We start from the raw sequence: 25,929 nt of genomic DNA, 5'->3' as shown, positions 1-25,929 counted from the left end.
AACATGGAGAGCTTTGTGAAAGATCAAATAAGTGTTGCAAAATTCGGTGGTACAAGTGTTGCCAATATTGAGTCAATAAGAAAATGTATTGAAATTGTAAAAAATACATCTCAAGTTAAAGTAGTTGTTGTAAGTGCTCAGTCAGGAGTTACTAATCTTTTAGTAAGACTTGCGACAAATTGTAATAGTGAGAACTCTATACAAGAAACAGTTAGCAAAATACAAGAGATTATTCATCCAATACTAGAGAGTATTGAAAATCCTCAAACTTCAATAAGAATAAAAGAAGTTATTAAAGATTTAGAATCTCTTACTAAATTATCTCTACGCTTAAAAACTCCTCAGTTATCAGATGAAATATTGTCATTTGGAGAGATGATATCCGCAACAATAGTAACTGAGCTTTTAGTGCAATCAGGCATTAATGCTAAGCATGTAAGAGCAACAGAGTTTATTAAAACTGATAATCATTATGGCCAGGCAAAGCCTATTACTAAAAATATTCGCTTAAATGTACAGCAAAAATTAGTGCCGTTAATTCAAGAGAATATTATCGTAACAGAAGGTTTTATTGGTCAAGGATCTCAAGGTTTAACAACTACTCTTGGTCGTGGTGGAAGTGATTATTCAGCTGCTTTAATTGCCGAGGCTATAGATGCACAGGATTTACTGATTTGGACAGATGTGCCAGGTATATATCAAGCTGACCCTAGAGCAATACCAGGTGCAGTATCAATACAGAAAATGTCCTATAATGAAGCTGCTGAGTTAGCGACTTTTGGAGCAAAAGTTTTACATCCTAGTACGCTATGGCCTGCTATTAGAAGTAATATAAATGTATTTATAGGCTCAACATTTAATCCAGATAATCCTGGGACATGGATTACAAAAAAAATAGACCAAGAACTTCCTGTTGTTCGAGCTGTTGCTGAGCGTAAAAACCAAGTGCTATTAACGATAAAAAGCTATGATATGGTCCATACTCAAGGTTTTTTAGCTAAAGTTTTCCAAGTTTTAGCAAATCATAAAGTAAGTGTAGATTTAGTAACTACTAGTGAAGTAAGTCTTGCTTTAACTTTAGATCCGATTGGTAGTCAATCTATAGGGGGTACTATACTTACGTCAAGTTTATTGGAAGATTTACATGAAGTTGGTGATGTTGAATTAAAGATTGATGAAAATCTATCTTTAGTTGCGATAGTTGGTAACAATATTCATCGGACTAAAAATATTAGTTCAAGATTATTTTCTGAGTTGTCTGATCACAATATACGTTTACTTAGTCATGGAGCTAGTGGGCATAATATGTGTTTACTTGTTGATCAAAATGAATCATCTCAAGTTATACAAAAAATTTATAACCGATTTTTTGAAAAAGGAGGGGTGGCATGAAAATTGTAGTTGTAGGGAAAGGTAATACAGGTCAGGCTGTTCTAGATTTGCTAGGTAGTCAAAATATATACGAGGTTTTCGACTCAAATAATATTGTTACAGTTGAGAAGCTTAATAATGCTGATGCTGTTATTGTATTTGTTTCAGCTAAAGTGTTGCAAGAGATATTGCCAGTTTTATTAGAGACAAAAACTCCAATTATCTGTGGTGCAACAGGTTTTGATTATACGCAAAGTATGATTGAACAAATTATTGTAAATAAAAATATGTGGATTATTGCTAATAACTTTAGCTTATCCATGGTTTTTATTAAAGAGGCTTTAAATTCACTAGGTAAGATTCAGTACTTAATTCCACAATTAGAATACACAATAAAAGAAACTCATCATACAAGAAAGTTAGATGCTCCAAGTGGTACAGCAATATCTTGGAAGAATTGGCTTGATGTTGATAGTTGCAAGATATCTTCAGAGCGTTTAGGTGACATCAAAGGGATTCATAAAGCAGAACTTAGTTATGAGTATGAAACTATTGAGCTAAAACATACTGCTCATGATAGAAAACTTTTTGCTCAAGGAGCTATCTGGGCAGCTAAATATGCTGTAAATAACTCTAATTTATATGGTTTTTATCAATTTGAAGAGCTTGTTGCTAAGGAGTATGCAAATGAATATTAATAACGATCTTTATACAGCAATAGTAACACCAATGTTTGATAATGGTGAGATAGATTATGATAGTTTTGAAAAAATATTAAGATACCAGGCAGAATCTGGCTGTGGGATATTGATTTTAGGTAGTACTGGAGAGGCATTAGCTTTAAGCTTTGAAGAGCAGAGCGAAGTGGTTAGATTTACATGTTCATTAGAGCTAAACACTCCGATAATGGTTGGTGTTGGAGGATCTAGACTTGATCAACAGCTTAAATGGATAGAGTTTTGTAACTCTCAGAATATTGATTGTTTTTTATTAGTAACACCACTTTATGCGAAACCTGGAACAGTTGGACAAACTAATTGGTTTAGAAGCCTACTCGATGGAGCACAAAGACCATGTGTTTTATATAATGTTCCATCTAGAACGGGTGTAAATTTAAGTTATGAAGCACTAGAGGTTATAAAAGATCATAAAAATGCATGGGCAATCAAAGAAGCTTCTGGTGATTGTGAGCGTTTTGCTAAATATGCTCAAATTGCACCAAATTTAAGAATGTATAGTGGAGAAGATGGAATATTTCCTGAGTTATCAAGCTATGGGGCTGTAGGATTAATATCTGTGATATCAAATATTTGGCCTGTGCAAGTTAAAAGCTATGTTAAAGAGAGTATAAATAGAACTATACAACTAAGTCATTGTCAAACTTGGAAGGATGCAACAAAGGCATGTTTTGAGGTTGCTAATCCAATACCAGTTAAAGTATGGCTTAAGCATAATGGTGTCATAAGATCGAATACTTTAAGAGCTCCTCTTGTAGCAGAAGAGTTGGCAGATATTACTAATCTAGAGAAAGCTAATAGTTTAGTTAAGCAAAGTTACACAAATTTATAGGATAGAAAAAGAATAGGAGAGTGGTTTTATGGGATGGCAAGAGACTTTAGATAGACTTCAGTCAGGACAAATAAGAGCTGCAGAGCAGTTAAATGATGGAAGCTGGCAAGTAAATGTTGAAGTTAAAAAAGCTATTTTAGAAGCTTTTAAAGCTGGCGTAAATATTGATTATGAAGGAGCTTATGAAGGTTTTGTTGATAAGCATAACTTAGCACCACGTAAGTTTAGTAAGTCAGAGGGCGTTAGAATGGTTCCTGGAGGTTCATCGGTTCGAGCAGGAGCGTATGTTGCACCATCTGTGATTATAATGCCACCATCATATATAAATACAGGGGCATATGTTGATGAGGGAACAATGGTCGATAGTAATGCATTGGTTGGTTCATGTGCTCAAGTAGGTGAAAATGTTCACCTATCAGCGGGAGTGCAGATTGGAGGTGTTCTTGAGCCAGTGGGTATGAATCCTGTAATAATTGAAGATGATGTGTTTGTTAGTGCAGGAGCTATTATTGTTGAGGGTGTGATAGTTGGTAAAAGATCTGTAATTGCACCATCTGTTTCTCTATCAAGAAGTGTTAGAGTTTATGATAGCGTTAATGAGAGAATGCTTGATAAAGGAGAAAAAATTCCTGAAGGTGCTATTGTTGTACCAGGATCACGACCAATAAACACAGCTTGGGCAAAAACTCATGGTTTACAGTCTTATTGTCCTGTAATTATCAAATACCGTAATGATAAAAGTGATAAAGCTTTAACTTTAGAAGAGGCGCTGCGCTAATGTTTTCTTTAGGATTACATCGAGATAAGCTACTTAACTTAGCAGAAGAAATAGATAACTCTTTCTTTTTCTATGATTTAGATGCATTAGAGAATAAATTAATAAATTTAAAAGAGCTACCAGTAAAGCTTTGGTATGCTGTTAAAGCTAATCCATTATCAAGCATAATTGATAGTGTAGCTAAACAGGATATATCTTTTGATGTTGCAAGTTGTGGTGAGTTAGACCAGGTTCTAAAGCAAGGAGTAGATCCTAAAAATATCTTAAATACAGGCCCAGCAAAATCATATAAGCAGATCTGTTATTTTATTGAAAAAGGTGTGCGAACTTTTGTACTTGAAAGTATTCAGCAGTACCAAGATCTATTAAAAGCAACTAAAAACTATAATGTTCAAGTTACATCATTATTACGTGTTCAGATCAATTGGGAAAATTCTGATGAGAAAAATGTTCTTGGTGGCGATAGCGTAACCCCTTTTGGCTTAGCACCTGAAGACTGGGTAAGTTTTTTTACAAGAAACTCTATAGAAAATGAGTATGTTGATGTAATAGGTTTACATTGTTTTCAGTGGGGAAATATTACAGATGTAGAAAAGCTTATGTATCTTTGGGGAGTTATTAGTGAAACTTTAGTTGAGTTAGCAAATCAAATTTCAATGGATCTAAAAGTTATAGATCTTGGTGGAGGTTTAGGTATACCATACTACAATCAAGCCAATGAGTTGAAAGTTGAGGATGTTGCGGTCGCTTTAAACAACTTGAAACTTAAATATCCACAAGTTGATTTTTGGTTGGAGCTAGGTCGCTATGCTGTAGGTGAATGTGGTGTATATATAACTCAGGTTATAGATAGAAAAAAAGTTTATGGTAAGGACTTACTAGTTTTAGAGGGGGGAAGCCAACATTTAGGACGTCCATTTATAACAAACCAAGCATTTCCTGTAACAAACATATCAAAAATTAATCAACAAGATCATATTGTTGTAGAGCTTCATGGTCCTTTATGTACAAGTATAGATCACTTAGGAAGTGTTCATTTACCTGAGATTACTGCTTCAGGCGACCATCTGGCATTTACTCAAGCAGGTGCGTATGGTTTTACAGAAAGTATGCCTTTTTTCTTATGTCATACTTTACCTGCTGAGATTATTTATAAAAAAGGTCAAGCTCAAGTAGTACGTCAAATCAAACAAGCATCACAATGGCTGGTTTAATCGATTTTTCTAGAGGAAATATGTTAAAAGTCTTAATGAGTACTGGATGGTTAATTGATTTATGTGTTATTAATGAGATAATAAATATTGTGTTCTATAAAAAAAGTTAAGACAAAACTCTTAATTTTTTTGTTATATGAGTTTTTTGAAATTATAAAATTGGAGAAGAAAGTTTAATGTCCCAAAAACTTAAGCGTAGTTTGCAGAGTCGCCACATGTCAATGATTGCATTAGGTGGTTGTATTGGTACTGGTTTATTCGTTGCATTAGGTGGTGCAATTGCCGATGCTGGACCTGGAGGAACAGTTCTAGCATACGTGATTATAGCCATAATGGTTTATTTTCTGATGGCGAGTTTGGGTGAAATGGCTGCGCATAGTCCAGTAACTGGTACATTTTGTGAGTATGCAACTAGATATGTCGACCCAGCATTAGGGTTTAGTACAGGATGGAGCTACTGGTTTAACTGGGCTATTACTGTTGCGACAGAGGTTATTGCTGCAGGTTTGATTATGCAGTATTGGTTTCCTGGGAGCTCTATACTTATGTGGAGTGGATTTTTCTTTGTCGTAGTTTTTTGTCTGAATGTGTTTTCAGTGCGAGTGTATGGTGAAGTGGAGTATTGGCTATCCTTTATAAAAGTCTCAACAGTTATTATATTTATAATTGTCGGATTTTTATCAATACTTGGTCTAATAGGCAATGATACAAGCGTAGGTTTTCAAAATTGGAGAATTGGTGATGCACCATTTCATAATGGTTGGTGGGGCTTTATCTCTGTATTTATGATTGCAGGATTCTCTTTTCAAGGTAGTGAGCTTATAGGTGTAACTGCTGGAGAAGCAAAAGATCCAAGCTCATCTATACCAAAGGCAATTAAGCAAACTTTTTGGCGTTTATTTATATTTTATATTTTAGCTGTTGTTATTATTAGTTTCTTGATTCCATATAATAATCCTTCTTTAATTAAAGCTGGAGCAAATAATGATGTCTCAATTAGTCCATTTACGATAGTGTTTCAAAATGTTGGCTTAAGTTCAGCAGCTACTATTATGAATGTGATAATACTTACTGCAATATTATCAGCATGTAATGCAAGTATGTATAGTGCTACAAGAGTCTTATGGCACCTAGGTAAAATTAAACAGGCCCCTAAAGTATTTGCTAGAGTTAATTCTAAAGGTACGCCAATGATAGCTTTGTTGGTTACTTGTGTAATTGGGAGTTCGTTCTTTTTTGTATCATTTGTTGGTAGCGGGCAGATATTTACATGGTTGGTGAATATCTCTAGTTTGGCTGGATTTATCGCATGGTTTACAATAGCCTTAAGTCATTATCGTTTTAGAAGGGCATACGTTAAACAAGGTAAGGATTTAAAAGATCTCCCATTTGTTGCAAAATTTTTCCCTTGGGCTCCTCTTATAGCCTTAGCTTTAGTAAGTATTGTGATAGTAGGTCAAGGTGTAAATATTCTTACAATGTCTGGTAGAAGTTGGACAAGTGTTATTATAGAATTCTTTTCTACATATATAGGCTTTTTTGCTTTTGTAGTGTTATACTTTGTGTATAAATTTACTAAGAAAACAAAGTTGATAAAACTAGAGGACTGTGACCTATCTGTTGAGTCATAGCTGGTAATTGTTATGAACACTTTTTTTATACAAGGTAAGGTTGGGCAAATTGAAGTAGCTCACGATAAGGTTAAAGATTCTAATTCACAAGTTGCAGCTGTAATCTGCCATCCACATCCTTTGTATCAAGGTAGCATGCATAATAAAGTTGTAACTACAATTTCTCGAGCTATGAAAACTCATTCTATTCAGTCATATAGGTTTAATTATCGCGGTGTTGGTGGCAGTCAGGGTGAGTATGGTGATGGTGAAGGTGAATTAGACGATTTGCTATCTGTGTGTGAATGGGTCTGTAATAACACAGATGTCAAAAAGATACTGCTATGCGGTTTTTCATTTGGAGGAGCTATAGCATATAAAGGCCTAAGTAAACTTGATAATACTATAGCACTAATTACTATTGCTCCAGCAGTCGATAGATTTGATCTTAGCAAATTTGATGAGCCAAATATACCTTGGTTCGTTATTCAAGGAATCGATGATGATACAGTCAACCCAATCTCTGTTTTTGATTTTACTCTAAAGAAAGTAAAATCAGATTTAACTTTAGTAAAAATGGATCAAGTGGGGCATTTTTTCCATGGCAAGTTGATACAACTAAAGAATGTAATAGAAGACTTTTTAACCCCCATAGTTAAGAAACTATAAAACAAAAAGGACCAGAGTAATGAATAGAAAAGTAGCTCTTGAAGCAGTTAGAGTAACAGAATTAGCGGCATTAGCATCTTGGAGCCAGATGGGTAGAGGAGATAAAATTGCTGCAGATCAAGCTGCTGTAGATGCGATGAGAAAATCTCTTAATGAAGTTGATATTGATGGAACTGTTGTTATAGGTGAAGGAGAGCTTGATGAGGCTCCTATGCTTTATATTGGTGAAAAGGTTGGTGCTGGTGGCTGTGAAGTTGATATTGCTTTAGATCCTCTTGAAGGAACAACTATTACATCAAAAGGTGGCGCAAATGCTCTTACTGTTTTAGCTATGGCAGATAAAGGAGGTTTCCTAAATGCTCCTGACGTTTATATGCAAAAGATTGCAGTCGGCGGAATTAAAGCACCTAAAGGAATAGTTGATTTAGATGATTCTGTAACAGAGAATTTAAAAAGGATTGCTAAGTTCAAAGGAGTTCATGTTTCAGCTTTAGTTGTATGTACTATGGATAGACCAAGACATGACTATATTGTTAAAGAGGCACGTGAGTGTGGAGCTAGAGTTATTCTAATAGATGATGGTGATGTTTCAGGTGTCATATCTACAGCTACTGAAGGTTCTGGTATTGATGTCTTTATTGGTACTGGAGGCGCTCCAGAAGGAGTTTTATCTGCTGCAGCATTAAAATGTTTAGGCGGTCAAATGCAGGCAAGACTTGTTTTTCATTCAGATGAAGAAGTTCAAAGGGCTCATCGCTTAGGCATTACAGATCTTGATAAAAAATATGATATTGATGAACTAGCTTCAGGAGATATTGTATTTGCTGCAACAGGTGTTACAGATGGTAATATGTTACAAGGAGTTAAGAGGGTTAAAAGCTCACTTAGAGGATCTTTTGCCGTAACGCATAGTGTAGTTATGCGTTCTAATACAAAAACAGTGCGTCATATTACAGCAGAACATAGTTTTAACTTTAAAGATGGTGTAGAGAAATTTATGTCCTAAATCCTGGATAAGTTTTTTAAGAAACTTTAGAGGTGTCATAAAAAATTATCAACATACTAAAAGGTCTGTATATTAAGATGTTTTGAACTCTAATTATATTTTTTATTAAAAGTAATTTTTTATTAAGTTAATTTTGCTAAAAAAGCAAATAATGCTAATAAACTAGGTTTAAAAACGAATTTTAAAATGGTAGATTGTTAGCAATTTAAAAAATTAATATGATATTATGCGAGTAGATATTCTTTGGATTACATTTGCGATCTATATAGCAATTGTTTTTGCAATTGGTTTGTATTCTTATTTTCAAACAAAAAAAGTCTCTGATTATATGCTTGGTGGACGCTCTTTGAGTGCTCCCATTGCAGCTTTAGGTGCAGGTGCATCTGATATGGGATCTTGGTTATTACTGGCTCTTCCAGGAGCATTTATGGCTTCTGGTTTTAATCAGATTTGGTTACCTTTAGGATTAAGTATAGGTGCTTTTATTAACTGGGGAGTTATCGCAAAAAGATTAAGAGTTTATACAGAGATTGCGAAAGACTCTATTACTATTCCTGCTTACTTTGAAAATAGATTTCATGATGATTCAGGAAAAATTAGATCAATAACAGCAATTGTATTAGTAATCTTTTTTACAGCTTATGTTGGAGCAGGCTTTGTTTCTGGAGGTGTTTTATTCGGATCAATGTTTGGTATCTCTTATCATAATGCTCTATTTCTTACTGCTATTATAATATTTGTTTATACTTGTGTAGGTGGCTTTTTAGCAATATCATGGATTGATTTTTTCCAAGGGTCATTAATGCTATTTGCATTACTATTAGTTCCAATTGTTGTTTATCTTGATTTTAATAGTTCTGGATCTACAAATATTTTGTCAAATATAGATATTAAAGGTTTTTATGATGTTACATCTGGTGTTCCATTAATAACTATTGTTTCATTACTAGCTTGGGGATTGGGATATTTTGGACAACCTCATATTATTGTGAGATTTATGGCGATAAAAGATCCAAATAAAACTTATAAAGCTATGGCTATATGTATGACTTGGATGATTGTAGCTCTTATTGGAGCTGCATGTACAGGTATATTAGGAGCAGCATATTATCATGGTGATAAAATAAATCCTGAATCTGTATTTTTAAAATTATCAGCGGCATTTTTCAATCCGTGGGTCGAAGGTATATTGTTAGCAGCAGTTCTTTCTGCTGTAATGAGTACAATCTCAGCTCAGTTGTTATCATTATCAAGTGCTTTTTCTGTAGATGTATATGCTAAGTTTATAAGAAAGAATGCTTCACATCGTGAGCAGCTAAATGTTAGCCGCTTAATTGTGCTTATAGTGACAATTGTTGCAATATGTATTTCTTTGAATCCTGATTCAACTATCTTAAGTTTAGTAGGGTATGCATGGGCTGGTCTAGGAAGTTCTTTTGGTGCGGTGGTTATATTTTCACTTTTCTGGTCGCGTATGAACAAGTTTGGAGCTATTGCAGGTGTTATTGTAGGGGCTGTTGTTGTTCTAGGCTGGGGACCTTTATTAGGTGGCCTAGGAGGTTGGTTTAGAATATATGTTATGGTTCCTGGCTTTATATTGAGCTGTATAGCGATAGTCCTTGTTAGCTTACTAACTCCTAAGCCTGATGAGTCCATACAACTTGAATATAATAAATATAAACAAGCATTATAATAAAGTTATTGTTACTTCGACTGTTTTACAGTAGAATTCTTACATTTAATTCTATAGTTTTAGATGAAACGAGCATTAAGCCTAATAATTTTAATAGGGGCGCTGTTTGGTGTTTCGTTTGCGGGACGATTTATGGCTTCAATAATTTTATTATCTTTATTATTTTTATTTTTATTATATTTATTTTTATCCTCTAAAAAAGATCAGTACAAACTTATAGGCATTATATATGCATTATTAAGCTTTGGTTTCGTTGCTTATGTAACACAAATTTTCCTTGGAGCTGACTATAATGCTCACCCACTTATATCTGTGATTATTCTTGTTATTCTTTTACCAACATTCTTTTTGTTAGGTTATAGGATAATTCTAAGTTTGCATTGCTTTGTAGATAGTCTGTATCAATTACCAAAAAACAAAGTATTTACTGAAACATCAGATCTTAATTGTTCGGTAGTTATTACTACTCGAAATGAACCTTTTGATGTTTGTAAAATGACTTTTGATTCGGCATATGATTTGGATTATCCAGCTGAGAAAAAGGAAATAGTGGTTGTTGATAATAGTGATTTAGATAATCAAGATTTTATTAAGTGGCGCCAGTATGTTAATCAAAAGAACATGAGTGATGGAGTAGTATGTAAATTTATACATAGAAATGGTGTTGAAGGTTTCAAACCTCGTAATTTAGATATTGCAATGGAGAATGTTAGTTTTGATTATGTATTATTTTTAGATGCTGATTCAACATTGCCGGCAAATGCATTAAAGGTGGGCTTATCTGAATTTAAAAAAGACTCAAAGTTAGGTTTTATAAGCTTTCTTATTGAAAGTACTAACTATGGTACTAACTTGGTCACAAAAGTAGCAAGTATTTTTCAAAATACAATTAGATACTTTAATGAGTTTGTCGGTAAGTATGGTTATTGTAATTACCAAGGGCATAATGGTATATGGAATAAAAAGGCACTTAATGCGATATCAAAGTGGGAAGAGTACTATAGATCACAGGTAATGGTAACGGAGGATATTGCAGCAGGATTTAGGTGTTATGAGGCTGGATTTACAAGTAAACCTGTATTTCTAAAAACAGGTGAGTGGGTGCCGACATCATTAAAAGAGTTTGAGAAAATGTGGCTAAGGTGGTCATTTGGCGGTATGCAGGTTATGCATAAGCATATGTCAAAGATAATAAGATCGCCAAATCTTCAATTTAGAGTCAAGCTTGATATGTTATATCTTCTTTTTAAAGTAGTAGCTTCAGGATTTCCTATATTTGCATTACTTTTAGTGCTTTTCCCTAAAGGTAATCCAGAGTTTGTTTTAATTGTAAATATAACACTTGTACCATTGTTTATTTTAAGTTTTTGGTATTATTTATGTGGAGATATTAAGGGTAGTTTTTTAAGTAAAATTTCACAGATATATATATCGATGTTTATGCTCTCATCCTTTGTTTTCTGGTGTGGTATAAAAGCAGAAATAAACTACTATCTGAATAAATCACAAGGCTGGAAGCCTACAAGTAAAGTTTTTGATAAAATAGAAGGCTGGCCACAGATTATTTATGATAATTTTGGTAAGTTAGTTTTTTCAATATTTGGATTGGCAGTAGCTATTTATTCAATTTTTAAATTTTATCCTCAAGCAAATTTTTATATGTATTTCCTATGCATGCTACCAAGTATATTGTTATTTTTGAACACAATCCTATGTGTTGTTATACTAGGTAAAGCACGATAGAAAAATCATTTATAGTATGATGATCGAATATGATAATTTATTTTACTTATTTATAGCCTTCGGATTTGTATTATTAAATGCCTTTTTTGTTGTTGCAGAATTTTCTTTAGTTAAACTTAGACATTCACAAGCAAAAATCTTAAAACAAAAAAAAGGTTTAAGAGGAAGGATCTTATATCAAGTACATAATGATCTTGATGTATATCTTTCAGCGTGTCAGTTAGGAATTACTTTAGCGTCTTTAGGCTTAGGTTGGGTTGGAGAGCCTGCTTTTTCTGAGCTACTAGAACCACTTCTTTTACATTTAGGGATAATGTCTGTAGAGATTACAAAGTTTATAGCTTTTGCTGTTGGCTTTGCTGTGATATCTTTTTTACATATAGTGATAGGTGAGCTAATGCCGAAGTCTATGGCTATTAGACAAACTCAAAGGCTATCTCTTTTAACTTGTATACCTCTTTATATCTTTTATTGGGTAATGTTACCGTTCATATGGATTCTTAATGAAACAGCAAATAAGCTTCTTAAAGTCTTTAGGTTGGATTCTGTAGCTGATGCAGAGTATGGATACACTACAGAGGAAATAAAGCTTATACTTAAGAGTAGTCATTTTAAAGAGCCTATGACTGAAGATCATAGAGATATCCTTTTAAGGATCGTTGAGTTTTCTAATTTACAGGCCATTGATGCTATGCGACCAATTAAAGAAATGGTTACTATAGACTATGATCTACCAAGCAAAGCAAAACTTGAAACTGTTAAGAAACATTTATATACAAGGTATCCTGTTTATAAGGGTAAAAGTAAAAATATAGTAGGAGTTATACATACTAAAGATATCTTATGTGCTTTAGATGATGATTCTAAGAAAGAAGAATTACGATCAATATTACGAGTCTCACACCATGATCAGTTAATAGATGTTTTACGTAAATTTCAACAAGGTAAACCGCACTTTGCACTAGTCTATAAAAATCGTAATTTAGTTGGCTTTATAACTTTAGATAACTTATTAACTATTTTAATAGGTAAAATGTCGGATGAATTTCATTTTGTTAAAGAGCCATGGTTAACAATAGCTGCTAATAAGTTTTTAATAAAAGCAGAAGCTCCTGTATATGCAGTTGAAAGGTTGGCTGATGTAGATCTCTCTGAATATCCAGCAGATACCGTTGTAGATTTATTAAAAAATGTTTTAGATGGTAATTTAAATAGTAATAGTATTTGGGATCAGCCTAAGTTTTTAATAAAAGTATATAGAGTTGAAAATGATATTATAAAAGAGCTTCTTTTGGAGCTAAAACCAAGCCAAGAGACCTAAAAGTTGTTAGATATTTAGTTTTAAAATAAAGATGTGTTAATATAATCAAAAGATTTCGCTTAGAAAAGATTAATTTAAAATGATAAATCTCCAGAGTATAAAGAGGCAAAGCGGACTATCCTTAATGGAGAGTTTGCTCTCATCTATTATAGGTTTATTTATATTAACATCATCCTTTCTAGTAATAAATTCAACTATAATGGCATCAGTTACTTCAGCAAAGAGAGTGCAACTCAGTCAGGAGTTAAATAAAAAAATAGGTCATTATATTTTAACAGGGGATTTTAATGATGCCTCAACCAAAGGCAATAGTTTTTTGAAATCTAAATCATTAAACTCTAGTTTAGTAAAGTTTGTTGGAAAAAATAAAGAGTCTGGAATCACAATTTCAAAAGAGATAATTAAATATAAAAGTTCCGTTAATATTTAAATTGATACTATGCAGAGATATATTAATAAAAGCACCTTTATTAAAGGTGTAACTTTGGTAGAACTTTTGGTTGCAGTTACAATATCTGTAATAGTTATTACCATGACTATCAATATATATCTATCTTCTAAGAAAATATATAAAGAGTCAAAACAAAAAACATCTTTAGATATTCGACAGTTAACTACAAAGAAAATATTTTATGATGCAGTAACTAATGCTGGTATTTCGTGTAAGTATGGTTTTAAAAATCAGCAATACATAAATAGAACAGGTGAAAATACGACTAGTTTTGGCTTTATGTATGATAGCTCGCCAGTTAGGGTGGGCAATATATCATCGATAGGGAGTTTTTTACAAGATTCTTTAAAAGGAAGATCTGGAAGCTCATATCAGCCAGCTACAGATTATATAATGATAAAGAATGAAGATACATTTACGAGTTTGAAAGCTAAACCTGTAAATTTAAACTTATATCTTGACTCCACAGACCAGCTAGAAAGAAATGATTATCTTGCATTGTGTAATAATAATGATATCAATCTTGTTAGGGTCGTAGGTGTAAATAAGAATTATAAAAAAGTTCGCTTAGCTATTGCGCCATTAAGTGAATATCATAAAGGAGATTATGCTGGTAAATATAGTATACAAATATTTTATATAGCTACAAATAATAATCCTAACAGTTCGGGGAAGCTAAATTACTCATTGTATTTATATACTAAAGATGGTTCAAACCCAGGGGTCTCATATCCTATTGTAGATGGGGTTTCAGATTTAAAAATAAGCTACTCTATTTTAAATAGACGAAGTCTCCATTGGAGAGAAATAACTAGAAATGTTGATTTAGATGATATAAAAGCAAAAGCATTAAAAGTATCATTTAAAATAAATGGTAAAGACTTTGATAAGGTTATCTTGTTGTCATGATTGGTGAAAGATTTAGCTCCATAAAAAGACTAAGAGGATCATCACTAGTATCCGTTATGATATTTGGTTTTGTCATTTTGGTGACAGTCTCAAGCTTAACTTATATTTTTAGATATAATTTACTTAGTGTGAAAAGTTTGATTTTACAAGATACTGTCACGACAGTTGAACAGCAGTATATGCAACAAACTGTCGAAAAAGGCTCTATAAAAATTGGCAAGAAGACTTTAGGAAACTATAATTTTGAAAATAGTTTGGAAAGTAGTCAACCGATCTATTCTAATAAAGATATTGATGCTAGTTTGTATCATGCTACGCCTTCAGCAATTACTAGTAATATACTCCATAAGCTTACATATAAAAACAATCTTGATATAACTAAAGATATTATATATAAAAGCTTGCCAAAACATTCAATGATAAATTATCACTCTTCAATCATCCCAATTAATGTGCCATATGTTGATATTAATCGGATGAGTAATTCAGAGAAGTTTTATCGTTTAGATAAAAATTTCCAAATCAAAGATTCACAGGTTGGTTTTACTGGATTTATAAAAAAAGAATCTCACTGGCTTTTGATCTCGGTAAATAATCAAGCTCAAGTTATAAGTTTAAAAAATTTAGATTTATCACGTAATTATAAAATTAATATTGGTTGGAATCTTAAAAAAGGTCATTGGCAAATGATGATGGCTATTTATGATAAAGATCATCTATATATATTTAGAACTAAACTCGGCGATCTTGTAAATAATCTTGATAAAGCAGCTTTAGATCTCTCAACTCCTGTTGAAGTTTTAGATCCACCATCAAATATAGCAGCAATCTCATGGTACTTTGAGAAGGATAATGCAGAGCCAAGTTTGGCAGTTTTGATAACCCGACGTGATAGTGATGATAGCTTGGCAGTTATTATTGAAGACTTAGATTATGATCCGTTACAAGATATCTATTCAGTATCAATAAAAGATAGTATTAATGGTTTGGGAGATATTGATAGTAATAATGTTTATGTGGTTGCTTTAGATCCAAGCTATACTCTTGCACAGAGTCCTCTATATATCTTTGCTGGTAAAAAAATGATTGTATATAACGTAAGCAGTCGTTATAAAGTCAAAAGACAGGTTGTAATATTAAGTGAAGAAGTTTTTAATCAGCCTTTAGTGGTTAAAAAAGATGCGTATGATTATTATATTTTAACTTATAATGATGATCGATATTTTCAATATAAATATACGAAAAATACTGATGTGATACATGTTACAAAACCTGTTATATATCCTGATGAGAAAATACAAAATATTGTTGTAAAGTACGGTTTGAAATTTATTGTGACTAAAAATCATTTATATATAAATGATTTTCAGAATAGGAAATTAAATAAGCTTTCTATATAAGGGTTTTTAATGCTAAAGAAGTTTGTAATTATTTTTGTGTATGTACTGCTAACCGCTAAAATAGTATATGCACTAAACTGTAGTTTTCTTGGGTTTGAGAAAAACCGTGTGGATAGTAGACTTAGGTTTAAATGTCATGAAGATACTTCTTTAAAAGATAATAAATTGATGTTTTACATAATAGGTAAAAATGTCAAAATAGAAACTATAAAAAGCCCTGAAGGAAAAGTTGATTTTAATATTGATGATATTAGTGAAAATATTAAGCAGGTTAGTGTAAATATATCTATAGAAACATGGCTAATCGACCTTAACTATACAGCAGATAAGGATAAGGCGATTGAATTAACAATACTGCCTAAAAAAGATAGTAATCGTGACTTTAAGATTCTATGGGGGGGAGTTATAAAAAACTCGCATAGTTCAAAAAAAACTAAAAATAATGATTTTCAGTTTTATAGAAATAAAGATGATCAGTTTTATGTTGTTAAAAAAGGTTTAAACTGCTATTTAAAAGATGATTGTGATGATAATATTAAGGTATCTAACAATACATGTAACTCTAAGAACTGTAAACTTTTGAGGCAGAGCTTAGGTATTTATGCTGATTTTGGTATAATTCATCAAAGGAATCTTTAATTAAACTATGTGGTGTGTGAAATTGAGAAATATTAGAGGATATTCTCTTGTAGAGATGATGGTGGTCATAGCAATTTTTGTAATATTAGCTGTTGCAGCTACAAGCTATATAAGAAGTGATGGTTACTCTCAAGAGAGCCAAAGAGAGCAGTTAGAGAGTTTAATCAAAAGTGCTAGAATAGATGCATTACAAAATAATGAAACCGTAACAATATGTTCATCAAATGATAAATCAAGCCTAACTTGTCTTAATAATACCTTATGGAATGGATCTTCTATAATAGCTTTCTCTGGTAATACATTATTAGCAGCGGTAGATTCTCCTAGTAGTGGTGATTATTCTGCTCGCTTAAGCAACAATGGTGCAACTTCTATTGATATAGCAGGTAGAGGTAGAGCAACTAATAACACAGCTACTTTAACATTGTGTGAAGGAAATGACGCGTATTCTGAAATGCAAATTAACTCTCGTGGTAACGTAACTGTAGGTGATCCTACTAGTAATCCTTGTTAGATATGTTTGTTAATAAGCTTTAATTATTCCATATGGGGATGGCGCATCTGTTATAGAGGTATTATCTAGATCTGAAACTAGCTTAGTTTGGAAAGTTGAAGGTCCATACTCTGCTTTTAAATTTGAATCTGTATGTAAATCGTAACTCTTAATTGTTTTTAGTTCTGAAATACTATACACATGGGCAATTATTTTTGAGTCAGATGTTTGCTCAACTATTATAATTGTATTTTTATCTAAAGGTATTATTTTTTTAATATCCTGATAGCTATTTGGAGATGGTATTTGTATTTGTTGGACTGAATTATTATCTGTATCAACTTTATAAATTATTAGGGAATCTGTACTTGCATTGTTGTGTGATGCACATATTATAAAGACTCCATTATTATTTTTAACAACTATAGGTTCTAATTTTATTTCAGTTGTTGTAATAGTTGATGAGTTTGAATCTTGTAGATCAGCATTCATTATATCAATAGATGAGAACTCTTCACCAGAAGAGCCGTCTTTTGTAGGGATAACAATTATTTTGTCGGTATTTTGGTTATTATTTAAAGATATTGGGATTACAATAACTCGACTTAAAGTTAAGCCAGTATTTATTGTTGTTGAATCTATAGTGCTGTATTGATCACCATCAAGAGACATAAGCTCTAGTTTTAAGTCGCCTGATGAGTCTGCTTTAGATACTAGGTTTTCTATCGTGTTATTAGTTGGAATAAAACTAATATTTACAAATGCTAATAGGATACTAGGCATTGTTAGCAACAAACCTAAGATAATAGTCTTTTTAAATTTGGCTAGTTTTTTAATGAGCATTTTCCTACTGGCTAATATAAATATTTCTATCGTTTATTTTTCACTAATTTACAAGTGCTTGGAAGATAGTCTTCGTGAATCCCTTTTCCAAACGCACCACATTTCCATTGTACCGTATCTTTATCTTTAGATATAGTAGCAGTTAATGTAATATAACCGGAATCAGCTACTAGGTGCTTTCCTGTTTTTCCAATATTTATTTTAATTTGGTTTAATTTTTTATCAACAGAAGTGTGTTTAGGTAATGTTTCTATAGGAGAGTCGTTTTTAAATATAAGATTATCTGCTATATCCTTTCGAACCACTTCAGTTTCTTGAATTGCAACAGCGATCTTTGATCTGATTAAGTATGCTTCAACCATTGGAAGAGAAACAACACCTAGTATGAAAATGGCTACCATAAGCAAAAGTTTTTCTTTACTAATGATGCTTTTTCTTGAGGCTGAAACAAGATTGCTTTTAAACCCTTTCTTTCTTTTATGGAAATCTCGAGATCTTTGTTTTTCAGTAGCTTCAAAAAGCTTCTTTTCTAAGTTGTAAAAATCTTTAAAGTCATTTTCATCTTTCATAAAGATACTTATGCTTTAGATGCATTAATCAAAACATTATAGAGGTTTTTTCTGCTTAAAAAAACTAGTTTTTACTCAAAAAATCTTGCTTTAAGATTGGTATAAATTTAAAAGTAGTTATTCTAAATCTTAGGTTAAGATAACCTTATTTTATTATAAATATAAGGTTTGATCAATCATGTTATTTATAATAAAAAGTTTATTTTATGGTCTTATTAAGAGAGATGTTGTGTATTATATTTAGTAGATATAGTTTTATTTTTTGAAGGTTTGTTATATATATGTTGAGTGTTAAATTTAATAAAAAATATTATATTTTAATTATTTTATTAATTTCTAGTTTAGGTTTTGCTAATTCTAATAAGTATCACTTAGCAACAGATTCAGTTAAGCTAGATAACAATAAACCTGACTTTGCTAATATTAAGGATGTTGCGAAAAAGAAAAAACTCTTTATTAACTTTATGTCAAAGGAAATTAAAGAAGCAAATAAGGAAATATGTAGGGAAAGAGAAAGTATCTTAAATCTACAAGGAGATTTAGATAAGCAAAAAAGTTTAAATAAACAACAGTTAGCAATGCTTAAAAAATATACTCAATTCTATAAGGTTTCAAGCCATCAACCGTTGACAAAGCAGGTTGATGATTTATTAATCAGAGTAAATATAGCTCCTAGAAGCTTAGTTATAGCACAAGCAATATTAGAAACAGGCTGGGGAACTTCTAGATTTGCAGTTAAGTATAATAACTACTTTGGTTTACATTGCTTTGAAAAAAATTGTGGAGTAAAAGCAAAACGCTCAGATGCTCAAATTGAGATATTTAACGATGTTGGTGATAGCGTTTTAGCTTATTATTATAAGTTAAATACTGGTCAAAAATTTACTAAGTTTAGACATGTTAGAGCTACAAGTAGTATACAAAAAGAAGATGTCGATAGCTTGATAGATACTTTAGGTGAGTACTCTTCTTTAGAAGGGCAAGAATATCAAAAAAGGCTAAAAGATGTTATTAAGTATAATCATTTAGGTGGCTATGATAACTCATGTGACCTCTTGTTAGCAAGAAATAATTAGTGCACTATTAAGTTTATATATATTAAAACTTAATCGTATTTATGTAGTAAATTATATTTTAGTATAAACATATAAAATCTTTTAAAACTAGTTTTATATGTTATAGAATCTAAAACGTGTGGTAGTAAATACTTCAAGTTGGGTTAGAAGTTTTATGTTTTCGACTAAAAAACAAAAAGGGATGTCTTTAGTAGAGGTACTAGTAAGTGTTACTATAATGGTTATAGTATCCTTTCTACTTGTTGATACTTTTTACCATGCAAGGAGAAGCTTTGATACTTCGGTGCAAAATCTTGACTCATATAAGAATAATGTCGAAGCTAGACTTATTTTTACTAATTTAATTGATAGTGCTTATATTACTGGTAATGCTACGTACTCTATCCTAAAAAAAAGAAATACTGCAATAAATCCAACACCAGAAATAAATCCTTTTGATTATCCTTTGATATATGCTCAACCTGCACCATTAGTTGATAGTTCTAATTTTCCAGCAGATGCTCAACAAGGTACAGACGTACTGGTTTTACAAACTATAGATTTTCCAATAACCCTTGAAAACCCAGTTAGTGCTACAGATCAAACTATAAGCTTTAGTAAAGTGTATCCTGGAACTAGCCAATATATGATGCTTACGGATGATACGAACCAAAGTCTTTTGCTAAGAGATTCTGCTCAGACTAATGATGGTAGTACAACTTTTAATTTGGCAAGTCCTATTGGTCAAAGCTATCCTGCTGGATCAATTTTATATACTGGTTATACTATAAGAGTAGTTTATGTTAGAGATACTGGCCAAGTAGATAGTGATGGTAATAAAGAGTTTGAGCTATATGAAAAGTCATATAGTAATAATGGTAGTGAAACAGATCAGGTGTTACTTAGAGGTGTTAGTGATTTGCATATAAGTTATAAAACTGCAGGACAGAATCAACAGTGGCAAGAAGTAACAGCTCAAACAAATAAAAGACAGTGGTATCGTGAGATACGTGGAATAAAAATTGATTATAAGTTAGATGGACAAGATCAAGAGGTTGTGTTGTCTTTTAATGGTATAAGTGGATTAAGTTAGTTAGAGAATTGTGTATGAGTCTTAGAAAAAGAAAGTATAATGATGGTGTTGCATTAGTTTTTGCTATTTCAGTAGCAGCAGTTCTTATGATAATGGGATTCTTGCTTTTTGCTTTAGTTCGCTCTGACCTTTTTATACAGAAATCTGAAAAGCAAAATTTAGAAAAAAGAATTCAAATCCAACAGGCATTTAAAGCTGGTGTAGCCTCTGGATCGCAGTTTGTCTACAATGAAAATACAATACCTTCTGGTTCTACAGAGTCAAAAAGTTTAAATGGGAGTAATGCTCAGTATACAGTCGAAATTTCTAATAGTGACGCCTCAAGTGGTTCTAGTGCTTTTGTAATTCCTGAAGGTAATTACACTATGAGAACTAGAGAGTATTATGTCAATATGACTTTGGCTAATCGTGTAAAAAATATCGTCATAAATGTACCTAGTATTACACAACCTAGCTTCGATAGTTTGATAGACAAGTCAACAATATCTCTTAATATTCCAGCTATTAATTTTAATGAGCTTTCTGAAAGCCAGCTAAATGCAACTAAGACTCTTACAGATAAAGAAGTTGGTTATGTAGGTAGTTTAACGGTCGATGGTAATACTCAAACTCTTGAGTTTACGGCTAAAGATGGTGCGGACCCTAAAACGCTTAATCTATCTGGCTTTGAATCAGGGACATTAACTTTGTCACAAGGTTGGGTACTAAAAGATGGTCTTTGGAGCTTATCTATAGGTGTCTTTAATCCAGAGACTGAAGAGGGTTGTGTTATAAACTCAACATTAGAGAACTTTGAAAGTAATTTCTCTTCATTAGAGTGTGTGCCTCTTGATAGTGAAGTTAAAACACCAGGTCAATTAATTGCAAAATATCCAAATCCTACAAGTTATCCATTATGTGTTGAGGGTGATAGATACTCTCAAGGAGATATATGTCAAGAAGATGGTATTTTATTTGCTGCTTCAAAAAATCATAGTAGAGCAAAACTTCCTTTCCAAAGGGCTAGGGCTTGGAGAGTATATTATCCAGCTTCAGATTGGATTACTCCATATACTCAAGGTACGAGCTATAATAATGGCAATTTAGTAGCATATGATGGTATTGTTTTTAGAAGTACCACTAATAATCAACAATCAGACCCCTTTAGTAATAAAAATTGGCGAGTCGATGGTGTTTATGCATGGAATTCAAAAGTACGTTATTTAAGTGGCGATATTGTTACATATAATGGAGAATTTTATCAAGCTAACAATACAGTTGACAGAGTGGATACTGTGCCTTCATCATATTCTCGTTGGACAAATATTGGTAGTACTTTAAAGCAAGAAAACATAAATGAGCTACCTACAGAAGCACAGACTAATGTTTTCTCAGGAACTACTACTAGTGATTATAAACCGGTCAAAATAATATTTCCATATAGGTTAGATTTGGATGTAAATAATCCAGAAGATTTATTGTATCTTAGATGTACAGGCCAACTTCCGCAAATCAATACAACTACATATAAACAATGTATAAATGGACAGACTTATGAGTTTGGTGATATGTGTTATGAGAATAATATGTTATTTACAGCACAGTATTATACAACTGAATCTCCATTTTATAATCCAAACGCATGGAGATTATTTATACCATCACTTGAATGGGTAACTCCATATACTAATAACGTTACCTATGGAAATAATATTACAAAAGTGTTGTTTGATGGTAAGGTATTTGTTAATAATAACTGGATAGGGGAAGGTGAAAATCCTTATCAATCTGGAACTTGGGATATTGATGGTATTTATGAATGGAGTTCAGGAGTTACCTATAAAGCAGGAGATATAGTAATATCGGGAAATAATTTTTATAAAGCTAAGTGGTATAATAAAGGAGAAGATCCTTTAGTGAGTGGTCAATGGGGGGCATGGCAAGATTTAGGTACTAGGTATGAAGGACAAATTGCTGATTATTATCTTGATCTTTGTAATGGAATAATAAGTGCACCAATTATAGAAAAAGGTACTTGTGACAGATTTAGTTGTGTGGTTAATATAGCTAAACAATCTACAGGTGGAACAGGAATATATACTTATAAATTCTATGATCAGGATAATAATCTATTGTTATCCACATCAGCGCAAAATAGTGTTACTATTAACTTTGATGCCGCTGGAGATTATACTATTCATGCAATAGCAGAAGATAGTGAGGGAACTATATCTCATCCATCAATTACTCTGGATTATAATATAGAGTCACAGCTAACAAAAGATCCGATAACATATTTAGACCCAACTGGTTATGGTCCTCGATATACAGATAAACTGTTTTCAAATAGTGGTCTTACTGTTACAGCAACTACAGATTATATTACATTTAATTGCCCAACTGGATATAGTTTTATAAAAGGTGCAGAGACTATTAAAAGTAGAAAGCAAGAAACTTATAAAACATATGATGGCTCTACATATTTAATGAAAGGAGTTAGAATCTTAGCGGATAGAAATACAGATTCAGCTGGTTCTGTAGTGTATACAGGATCGTCGGTTTTATATCAAAATAACTTAAAAGGTAAGAAGGAAAGATTTAAATATAGAAACTATTATACAAGAGCAGTTTGTGTTCCAGATGAGAGTGATGGGCACTGGGATATATAGTGTGTTATAATTGTATTATTGTTTAGGTTACTATTTTGGTGTTTTTATATCTTGATAGACATTTAGGTATTTAAATTATAAGTGATATGAGAGTAAAAATAAGCAATCATAATCAACGAGGGGCAGCTTTAATTTTTGCTATCTCAGTAGCTCTTGTATTGATAATGATGGGGTACTTAATTTTTGCTTTATCTCATTCATCACTGTTATTAGCAAAATCCAGAAAAGATCATCTACAAAACAAAATAGCGGTACATCGGGCATTTAGAAATGCTGCTGTTGATCAAGCATTTTTATATAATCAAAATACTATACCATCAGCAAATTCAGGAAGTGTATTACTTAACAGTGGTAGTTCATATACCTTTGAGGTTACAAATAATCATATTCAAAATGATGCTAATCAACGTTTTGGGTCTTTTATAATCCCAGAAAGTGGTTATACGATGAGAACTATAGATTATTATTTGCGAATAGCTTTTGACAAGTTGAACAAAAATATGACTATAAGAGTTCCAAGTAGTACTCAAAGAAGTATTGATGCTTCAATAAATAAATCAACTATTTCATTAAATGTTCCAGCAATTAATTTTAATAACCTTCTATCAAATCAGCTGAGCTCTGGAAGTGGAGTTTTGACCGATGCTGATGTTGGGCATATAGGAGATTTATCTATTGATAATAATAGCTATGTCTTAACTTTTACAAATACTCAAGGAGTGATTTCAACTCTTGATTTATCTGGGACTTTTAACTCGGGAAATTTATCTCTAGTTCAAGGGTGGCGTCTAAATAATGGTTTATGGGAGCTATTGATAGGCATTTATGATGCTGATAGTGAAAAAGCTTGTGTTATAGTATCAACGTTACAAAATTTTGAGGCTGATTTTGCTAATTTGGGCTGTGCGACCATTGATGAGGGCGGAGGTTCTGTTGTACAGTTGTTTGCAAAATATCCGAATCCTCAAGGCTATAATAGATGTATAGAAAATGGTAATTATCAAGAAGGAGCAATATGTTTGGAGCATGGAATTTTATTTGAGGCTCTTAAGCAAAAAGGCAAGAATGCCGCTGTAAATACCTTACCCTTCCAGGATGCGTCTAAGTGGCAGGTTTACTACCCAACTGCAGATTGGGTTTCTCCATTTACAGATAAGGTGATATACCAAAAAAATGATCAGGTAGTTTATGGAGGTAAGCTATTTGTAAATACACAAAAAGATCAGATTAGCTCACCTCTAGAGCCTAATTCAGGTTGGGAAATTAATGGAGTTTATAATTTTGATGACAGAGTATTCTATGATAGGAATAAGGTAGTAATATTTAATAATGAGTTTTATGAAGCTATTAATGATAATCAAGGTTCTGTGAATCCAAGTGTAGATTTAACAAATTGGAGATTATTAGGAAGTGATTATGAGAATATTCCAGCTTCTGGCTATCCTGCTTATGGTATAGAGTTTCCATACAGACAAAATTTAAATGTTATGGATCCTCAAGATTTACTATATCTTAGATGCACAGGTGAATATCCTCAAATAGATACAACCACATATGCTCAGTGTGAGAATGGAAAAGTTTATAACTTTGGAGACACTTGTTATGAGAATAATATACTTTTCTCAGCTCAGTACTATACGACACAATCTCCTTCAAACAATTCTGGTGCATGGAGGCCTTTTATGCCATCACTAGATTGGGTGATTCCATACTCTAATAATATTACCTACGGAGATAGTATTACAAGAGTATTTTTTGATGATATGGTCTTTGTTAATAATGGTTGGGTTGCTGAGGGACAAACTCCTTATGAAACAGGTGGTTGGGATATCGATGGTATCTATGATTGGAATACTGATATTACATATAAAACTGGTAATATTGCAATGGCAGGATCTAACTTCTATAGAGCAAAGTGGTATCATAATGGCGTTAATCCATTAACAAGTGGTCAATGGGGTGCTTGGGAAGATTTAGGTACAAGATATGAAGGTCAAACGGTTGATTATTTCCGTGATCTTTGTAGTGGAATAATAAAAGCACCAATTATCGAGAAAGGAAGTTGTGATCGCTTTAGTTGTGTAGTTAATATAACTACACCATCTTCAGGGGGAACAGGAATATACACTTATAATTTCTATGATGAAAATGACAATCTATTAATATCGACCTCAACGCTGAGTAATATAGCAATAGATTTTGATACTGCGGGTAGTCATAATATTTATGCAATTGCACAAGATAGTGATGGTGTAACATCTTTACCATCAGTAAGTTTAAGCTATACTCTAGAATCACAATTATCAACCGATAGAATTAGCTATGAAACACCTAATAGTCTTAGAAGTTCTAAATCTGGAAGTTTGAGTAACGGTATGGCCTATACTACCAGTGGAGATAATATTCGCTTTACTTGTCCAAGTGGTTATGCTTTTCTAAAAGCAGCATATAGCTTAAAAAACCGTAAGAGTAAGACATACTATACAGATGATGGTCAAACATATATGACACTTTGGGCAAATGCTGATAGGAGCGGAGGCCTTAGAGTAAGAAGTTATAGTGGTAGTTATAATCAAGGTCGAGCAAGATATAATAACAATACAGGTAAAACATTTAGTCGTCTGACAAGAGCGACTTGTGTACCAATGGCGAGTGATGGTCATTGGAATGTTTAATGCTGGATAAAATCTAGAATAGTTTCATTTAATTCTTATTATTTTTTTAAAGCTAAATTAAGCTATTAGTAAAAATCTCTTCATTTAACATTTTTTTTGCTTTTTATCAAGTGTTAATGTAGTATTTCTTTAAATTTTCGCATTTTTTTGTTTTATTCAGCTTATTAGAAGGTAATAGAT

22 protein-coding genes are annotated in these 25,929 nt (G+C 32.3%); 20 read left to right on the top strand and 2 right to left on the bottom strand.

The window, feature by feature from the left end; genetic code table 11:
• Window positions 1–15 precede the first annotated feature (15 nt).
• From lysC to AB8E56_RS01140, 16 genes are all read left to right on the top strand, one after another.
• Window positions 16–1,392 carry a lysine-sensitive aspartokinase 3 gene (gene lysC, locus AB8E56_RS01215; protein ID WP_329477118.1) on the top strand — a complete coding sequence of 459 codons (1,377 nt, stop codon included), beginning with the start codon at window positions 16–18 and terminating at the stop codon, window positions 1,390–1,392.
• Window positions 1,389–2,069: a dihydrodipicolinate reductase C-terminal domain-containing protein gene (locus AB8E56_RS01210; protein WP_329477116.1), complete on the top strand. Its 681-nt coding sequence runs from the start codon at window positions 1,389–1,391 to the stop codon at window positions 2,067–2,069. Before lysC ends, AB8E56_RS01210 begins: the two co-directional genes overlap by 4 nt.
• Window positions 2,059–2,940: a 4-hydroxy-tetrahydrodipicolinate synthase gene (gene dapA, locus AB8E56_RS01205; RefSeq protein WP_329477114.1), complete on the top strand. Its 882-nt coding sequence runs from the start codon at window positions 2,059–2,061 to the stop codon at window positions 2,938–2,940. Before AB8E56_RS01210 ends, dapA begins: the two co-directional genes overlap by 11 nt.
• 28 nt (window positions 2,941–2,968) lie before the next feature.
• On the top strand, window positions 2,969–3,718 hold the full coding sequence (locus AB8E56_RS01200) for a 2,3,4,5-tetrahydropyridine-2,6-dicarboxylate N-succinyltransferase (protein WP_329477112.1): 750 nt from the start codon (window positions 2,969–2,971) through the stop codon (window positions 3,716–3,718).
• Window positions 3,718–4,932: a PLP-dependent decarboxylase gene (locus AB8E56_RS01195; RefSeq protein WP_329477110.1), complete on the top strand. Its 1,215-nt coding sequence runs from the start codon at window positions 3,718–3,720 to the stop codon at window positions 4,930–4,932. The genes AB8E56_RS01200 and AB8E56_RS01195 overlap by 1 nt, the downstream gene beginning before the upstream one ends.
• Window positions 4,933–5,108: 176 nt before the next feature.
• The gene (locus AB8E56_RS01190; RefSeq protein WP_329477108.1) at window positions 5,109–6,563 is read left to right on the top strand and encodes an amino acid permease; all 1,455 of its coding nucleotides are present in this window, start codon (window positions 5,109–5,111) and stop codon (window positions 6,561–6,563) included.
• Window positions 6,564–6,575: 12 nt separating this feature from the next.
• Window positions 6,576–7,211: an alpha/beta hydrolase gene (locus AB8E56_RS01185; RefSeq protein ID WP_329477106.1), complete on the top strand. Its 636-nt coding sequence runs from the start codon at window positions 6,576–6,578 to the stop codon at window positions 7,209–7,211.
• A 19-nt stretch (window positions 7,212–7,230) separates the two neighbouring features.
• Window positions 7,231–8,217, top strand: a complete 987-nt coding sequence (glpX, locus tag AB8E56_RS01180) for a class II fructose-bisphosphatase (protein WP_329477104.1) — start codon at window positions 7,231–7,233, stop codon at window positions 8,215–8,217.
• Between the two features lie 223 nt (window positions 8,218–8,440).
• Window positions 8,441–9,910: a sodium/proline symporter PutP gene (gene putP / locus AB8E56_RS01175; protein WP_329477168.1), complete on the top strand. Its 1,470-nt coding sequence runs from the start codon at window positions 8,441–8,443 to the stop codon at window positions 9,908–9,910.
• Window positions 9,911–9,973: 63 nt separating this feature from the next.
• Entirely contained in the window at window positions 9,974–11,653 is a 1,680-nt protein-coding gene (locus AB8E56_RS01170; protein ID WP_329477102.1) for a glycosyltransferase family 2 protein, read from the top strand.
• A 19-nt stretch (window positions 11,654–11,672) separates the two neighbouring features.
• Window positions 11,673–12,974 carry a hemolysin family protein gene (locus tag AB8E56_RS01165; protein WP_329477166.1) on the top strand — a complete coding sequence of 434 codons (1,302 nt, stop codon included), beginning with the start codon at window positions 11,673–11,675 and terminating at the stop codon, window positions 12,972–12,974.
• Window positions 12,975–13,173: 199 nt separating this feature from the next.
• Window positions 13,174–13,404, top strand: coding sequence for a hypothetical protein (locus tag AB8E56_RS01160; protein WP_329477100.1), 231 nt, complete (start codon window positions 13,174–13,176; stop codon window positions 13,402–13,404).
• 54 nt (window positions 13,405–13,458) lie between these two features.
• Complete coding sequence (locus AB8E56_RS01155; RefSeq protein ID WP_329477098.1) at window positions 13,459–14,334, top strand: prepilin-type cleavage/methylation domain-containing protein; 876 nt, start codon at window positions 13,459–13,461, stop codon at window positions 14,332–14,334.
• On the top strand, window positions 14,331–15,734 hold the full coding sequence (locus AB8E56_RS01150) for a hypothetical protein (protein WP_329477096.1): 1,404 nt from the start codon (window positions 14,331–14,333) through the stop codon (window positions 15,732–15,734). Before AB8E56_RS01155 ends, AB8E56_RS01150 begins: the two co-directional genes overlap by 4 nt.
• 9 nt (window positions 15,735–15,743) lie before the next feature.
• A complete protein-coding gene (locus AB8E56_RS01145; protein ID WP_329477094.1) occupies window positions 15,744–16,373 on the top strand; it encodes a hypothetical protein in 630 nt (209 codons plus the stop codon).
• Window positions 16,374–16,395: 22 nt separating this feature from the next.
• The gene (locus tag AB8E56_RS01140; protein WP_329477092.1) at window positions 16,396–16,887 is read left to right on the top strand and encodes a GspH/FimT family pseudopilin; all 492 of its coding nucleotides are present in this window, start codon (window positions 16,396–16,398) and stop codon (window positions 16,885–16,887) included.
• A 9-nt stretch (window positions 16,888–16,896) separates the two neighbouring features.
• Here AB8E56_RS01140 and AB8E56_RS01135 read toward each other — a convergent pair whose 3' ends face one another.
• On the bottom strand, window positions 16,897–17,649 hold the full coding sequence (locus tag AB8E56_RS01135) for a hypothetical protein (protein ID WP_329477090.1): 753 nt from the start codon (window positions 17,647–17,649) through the stop codon (window positions 16,897–16,899).
• Window positions 17,650–17,735: 86 nt separating this feature from the next.
• Window positions 17,736–18,278, bottom strand: a complete 543-nt coding sequence (locus tag AB8E56_RS01130; RefSeq protein WP_329477088.1) for a pilin — start codon at window positions 18,276–18,278, stop codon at window positions 17,736–17,738.
• 281 nt (window positions 18,279–18,559) lie between these two features.
• Between AB8E56_RS01130 and AB8E56_RS01125 the strand changes: the two genes are divergently transcribed.
• The 4 genes from AB8E56_RS01125 (at window position 18,560) to AB8E56_RS01110 (ending at window position 25,749) form a co-directional block, all read left to right on the top strand.
• Window positions 18,560–19,354 carry a glucosaminidase domain-containing protein gene (locus AB8E56_RS01125; RefSeq protein WP_329477086.1) on the top strand — a complete coding sequence of 265 codons (795 nt, stop codon included), beginning with the start codon at window positions 18,560–18,562 and terminating at the stop codon, window positions 19,352–19,354.
• Window positions 19,355–19,508: 154 nt separating this feature from the next.
• The gene (locus AB8E56_RS01120; protein ID WP_329477084.1) at window positions 19,509–20,426 is read left to right on the top strand and encodes a type II secretion system protein; all 918 of its coding nucleotides are present in this window, start codon (window positions 19,509–19,511) and stop codon (window positions 20,424–20,426) included.
• A 14-nt stretch (window positions 20,427–20,440) separates the two neighbouring features.
• Window positions 20,441–23,074 (top strand): carbohydrate-binding protein, encoded by a 2,634-nt coding sequence (locus AB8E56_RS01115; RefSeq protein WP_329477082.1) that lies wholly within the window; start codon window positions 20,441–20,443, stop codon window positions 23,072–23,074.
• An 86-nt stretch (window positions 23,075–23,160) separates the two neighbouring features.
• A complete protein-coding gene (locus tag AB8E56_RS01110) occupies window positions 23,161–25,749 on the top strand; it encodes a hypothetical protein (RefSeq protein ID WP_329477080.1) in 2,589 nt (862 codons plus the stop codon).
• Window positions 25,750–25,929 lie beyond the last annotated feature (180 nt).

It is taken from the genome of Francisella sp. 19X1-34, assembly GCF_041102755.1.
Taxonomy (GTDB): domain Bacteria; phylum Pseudomonadota; class Gammaproteobacteria; order Francisellales; family Francisellaceae; genus Francisella.
Note: the sequence above shows the minus strand (reverse complement) of the source record. Positions and strands in the feature narration are given on the sequence as shown.

Bases quoted from the DNA above. Each gene is read 5' to 3' on its own strand.
- AB8E56_RS01125 (WP_329477086.1), top strand. From the start codon at position 18,560: ATGTTGAGTGTTAAATTTAATAAAAAATATTATATTTTAATTATTTTA.
- AB8E56_RS01115 (WP_329477082.1), top strand. From the start codon at position 20,441: ATGAGTCTTAGAAAAAGAAAGTATAATGATGGTGTTGCATTAGTTTTT.
- AB8E56_RS01120 (WP_329477084.1), top strand. From the start codon at position 19,509: ATGTTTTCGACTAAAAAACAAAAAGGGATGTCTTTAGTAGAGGTACTA.
- AB8E56_RS01150 (WP_329477096.1), top strand. From the start codon at position 14,331: ATGATTGGTGAAAGATTTAGCTCCATAAAAAGACTAAGAGGATCATCA.
- AB8E56_RS01165 (WP_329477166.1), top strand. From the start codon at position 11,673: ATGATCGAATATGATAATTTATTTTACTTATTTATAGCCTTCGGATTT.
- AB8E56_RS01195 (WP_329477110.1), top strand. From the start codon at position 3,718: ATGTTTTCTTTAGGATTACATCGAGATAAGCTACTTAACTTAGCAGAA.
- AB8E56_RS01145 (WP_329477094.1), top strand. From the start codon at position 15,744: ATGCTAAAGAAGTTTGTAATTATTTTTGTGTATGTACTGCTAACCGCT.
- AB8E56_RS01110 (WP_329477080.1), top strand. From the start codon at position 23,161: ATGAGAGTAAAAATAAGCAATCATAATCAACGAGGGGCAGCTTTAATT.
- AB8E56_RS01190 (WP_329477108.1), top strand. From the start codon at position 5,109: ATGTCCCAAAAACTTAAGCGTAGTTTGCAGAGTCGCCACATGTCAATG.
- AB8E56_RS01135 (WP_329477090.1), bottom strand. From the start codon at position 17,649: ATGCCTAGTATCCTATTAGCATTTGTAAATATTAGTTTTATTCCAACT.
- AB8E56_RS01130 (WP_329477088.1), bottom strand. From the start codon at position 18,278: ATGAAAGATGAAAATGACTTTAAAGATTTTTACAACTTAGAAAAGAAG.
- dapA (WP_329477114.1), top strand. From the start codon at position 2,059: ATGAATATTAATAACGATCTTTATACAGCAATAGTAACACCAATGTTT.
- AB8E56_RS01170 (WP_329477102.1), top strand. From the start codon at position 9,974: ATGAAACGAGCATTAAGCCTAATAATTTTAATAGGGGCGCTGTTTGGT.
- glpX (WP_329477104.1), top strand. From the start codon at position 7,231: ATGAATAGAAAAGTAGCTCTTGAAGCAGTTAGAGTAACAGAATTAGCG.
- AB8E56_RS01185 (WP_329477106.1), top strand. From the start codon at position 6,576: ATGAACACTTTTTTTATACAAGGTAAGGTTGGGCAAATTGAAGTAGCT.
- AB8E56_RS01200 (WP_329477112.1), top strand. From the start codon at position 2,969: ATGGGATGGCAAGAGACTTTAGATAGACTTCAGTCAGGACAAATAAGA.
- AB8E56_RS01160 (WP_329477100.1), top strand. From the start codon at position 13,174: ATGGCATCAGTTACTTCAGCAAAGAGAGTGCAACTCAGTCAGGAGTTA.
- AB8E56_RS01210 (WP_329477116.1), top strand. From the start codon at position 1,389: ATGAAAATTGTAGTTGTAGGGAAAGGTAATACAGGTCAGGCTGTTCTA.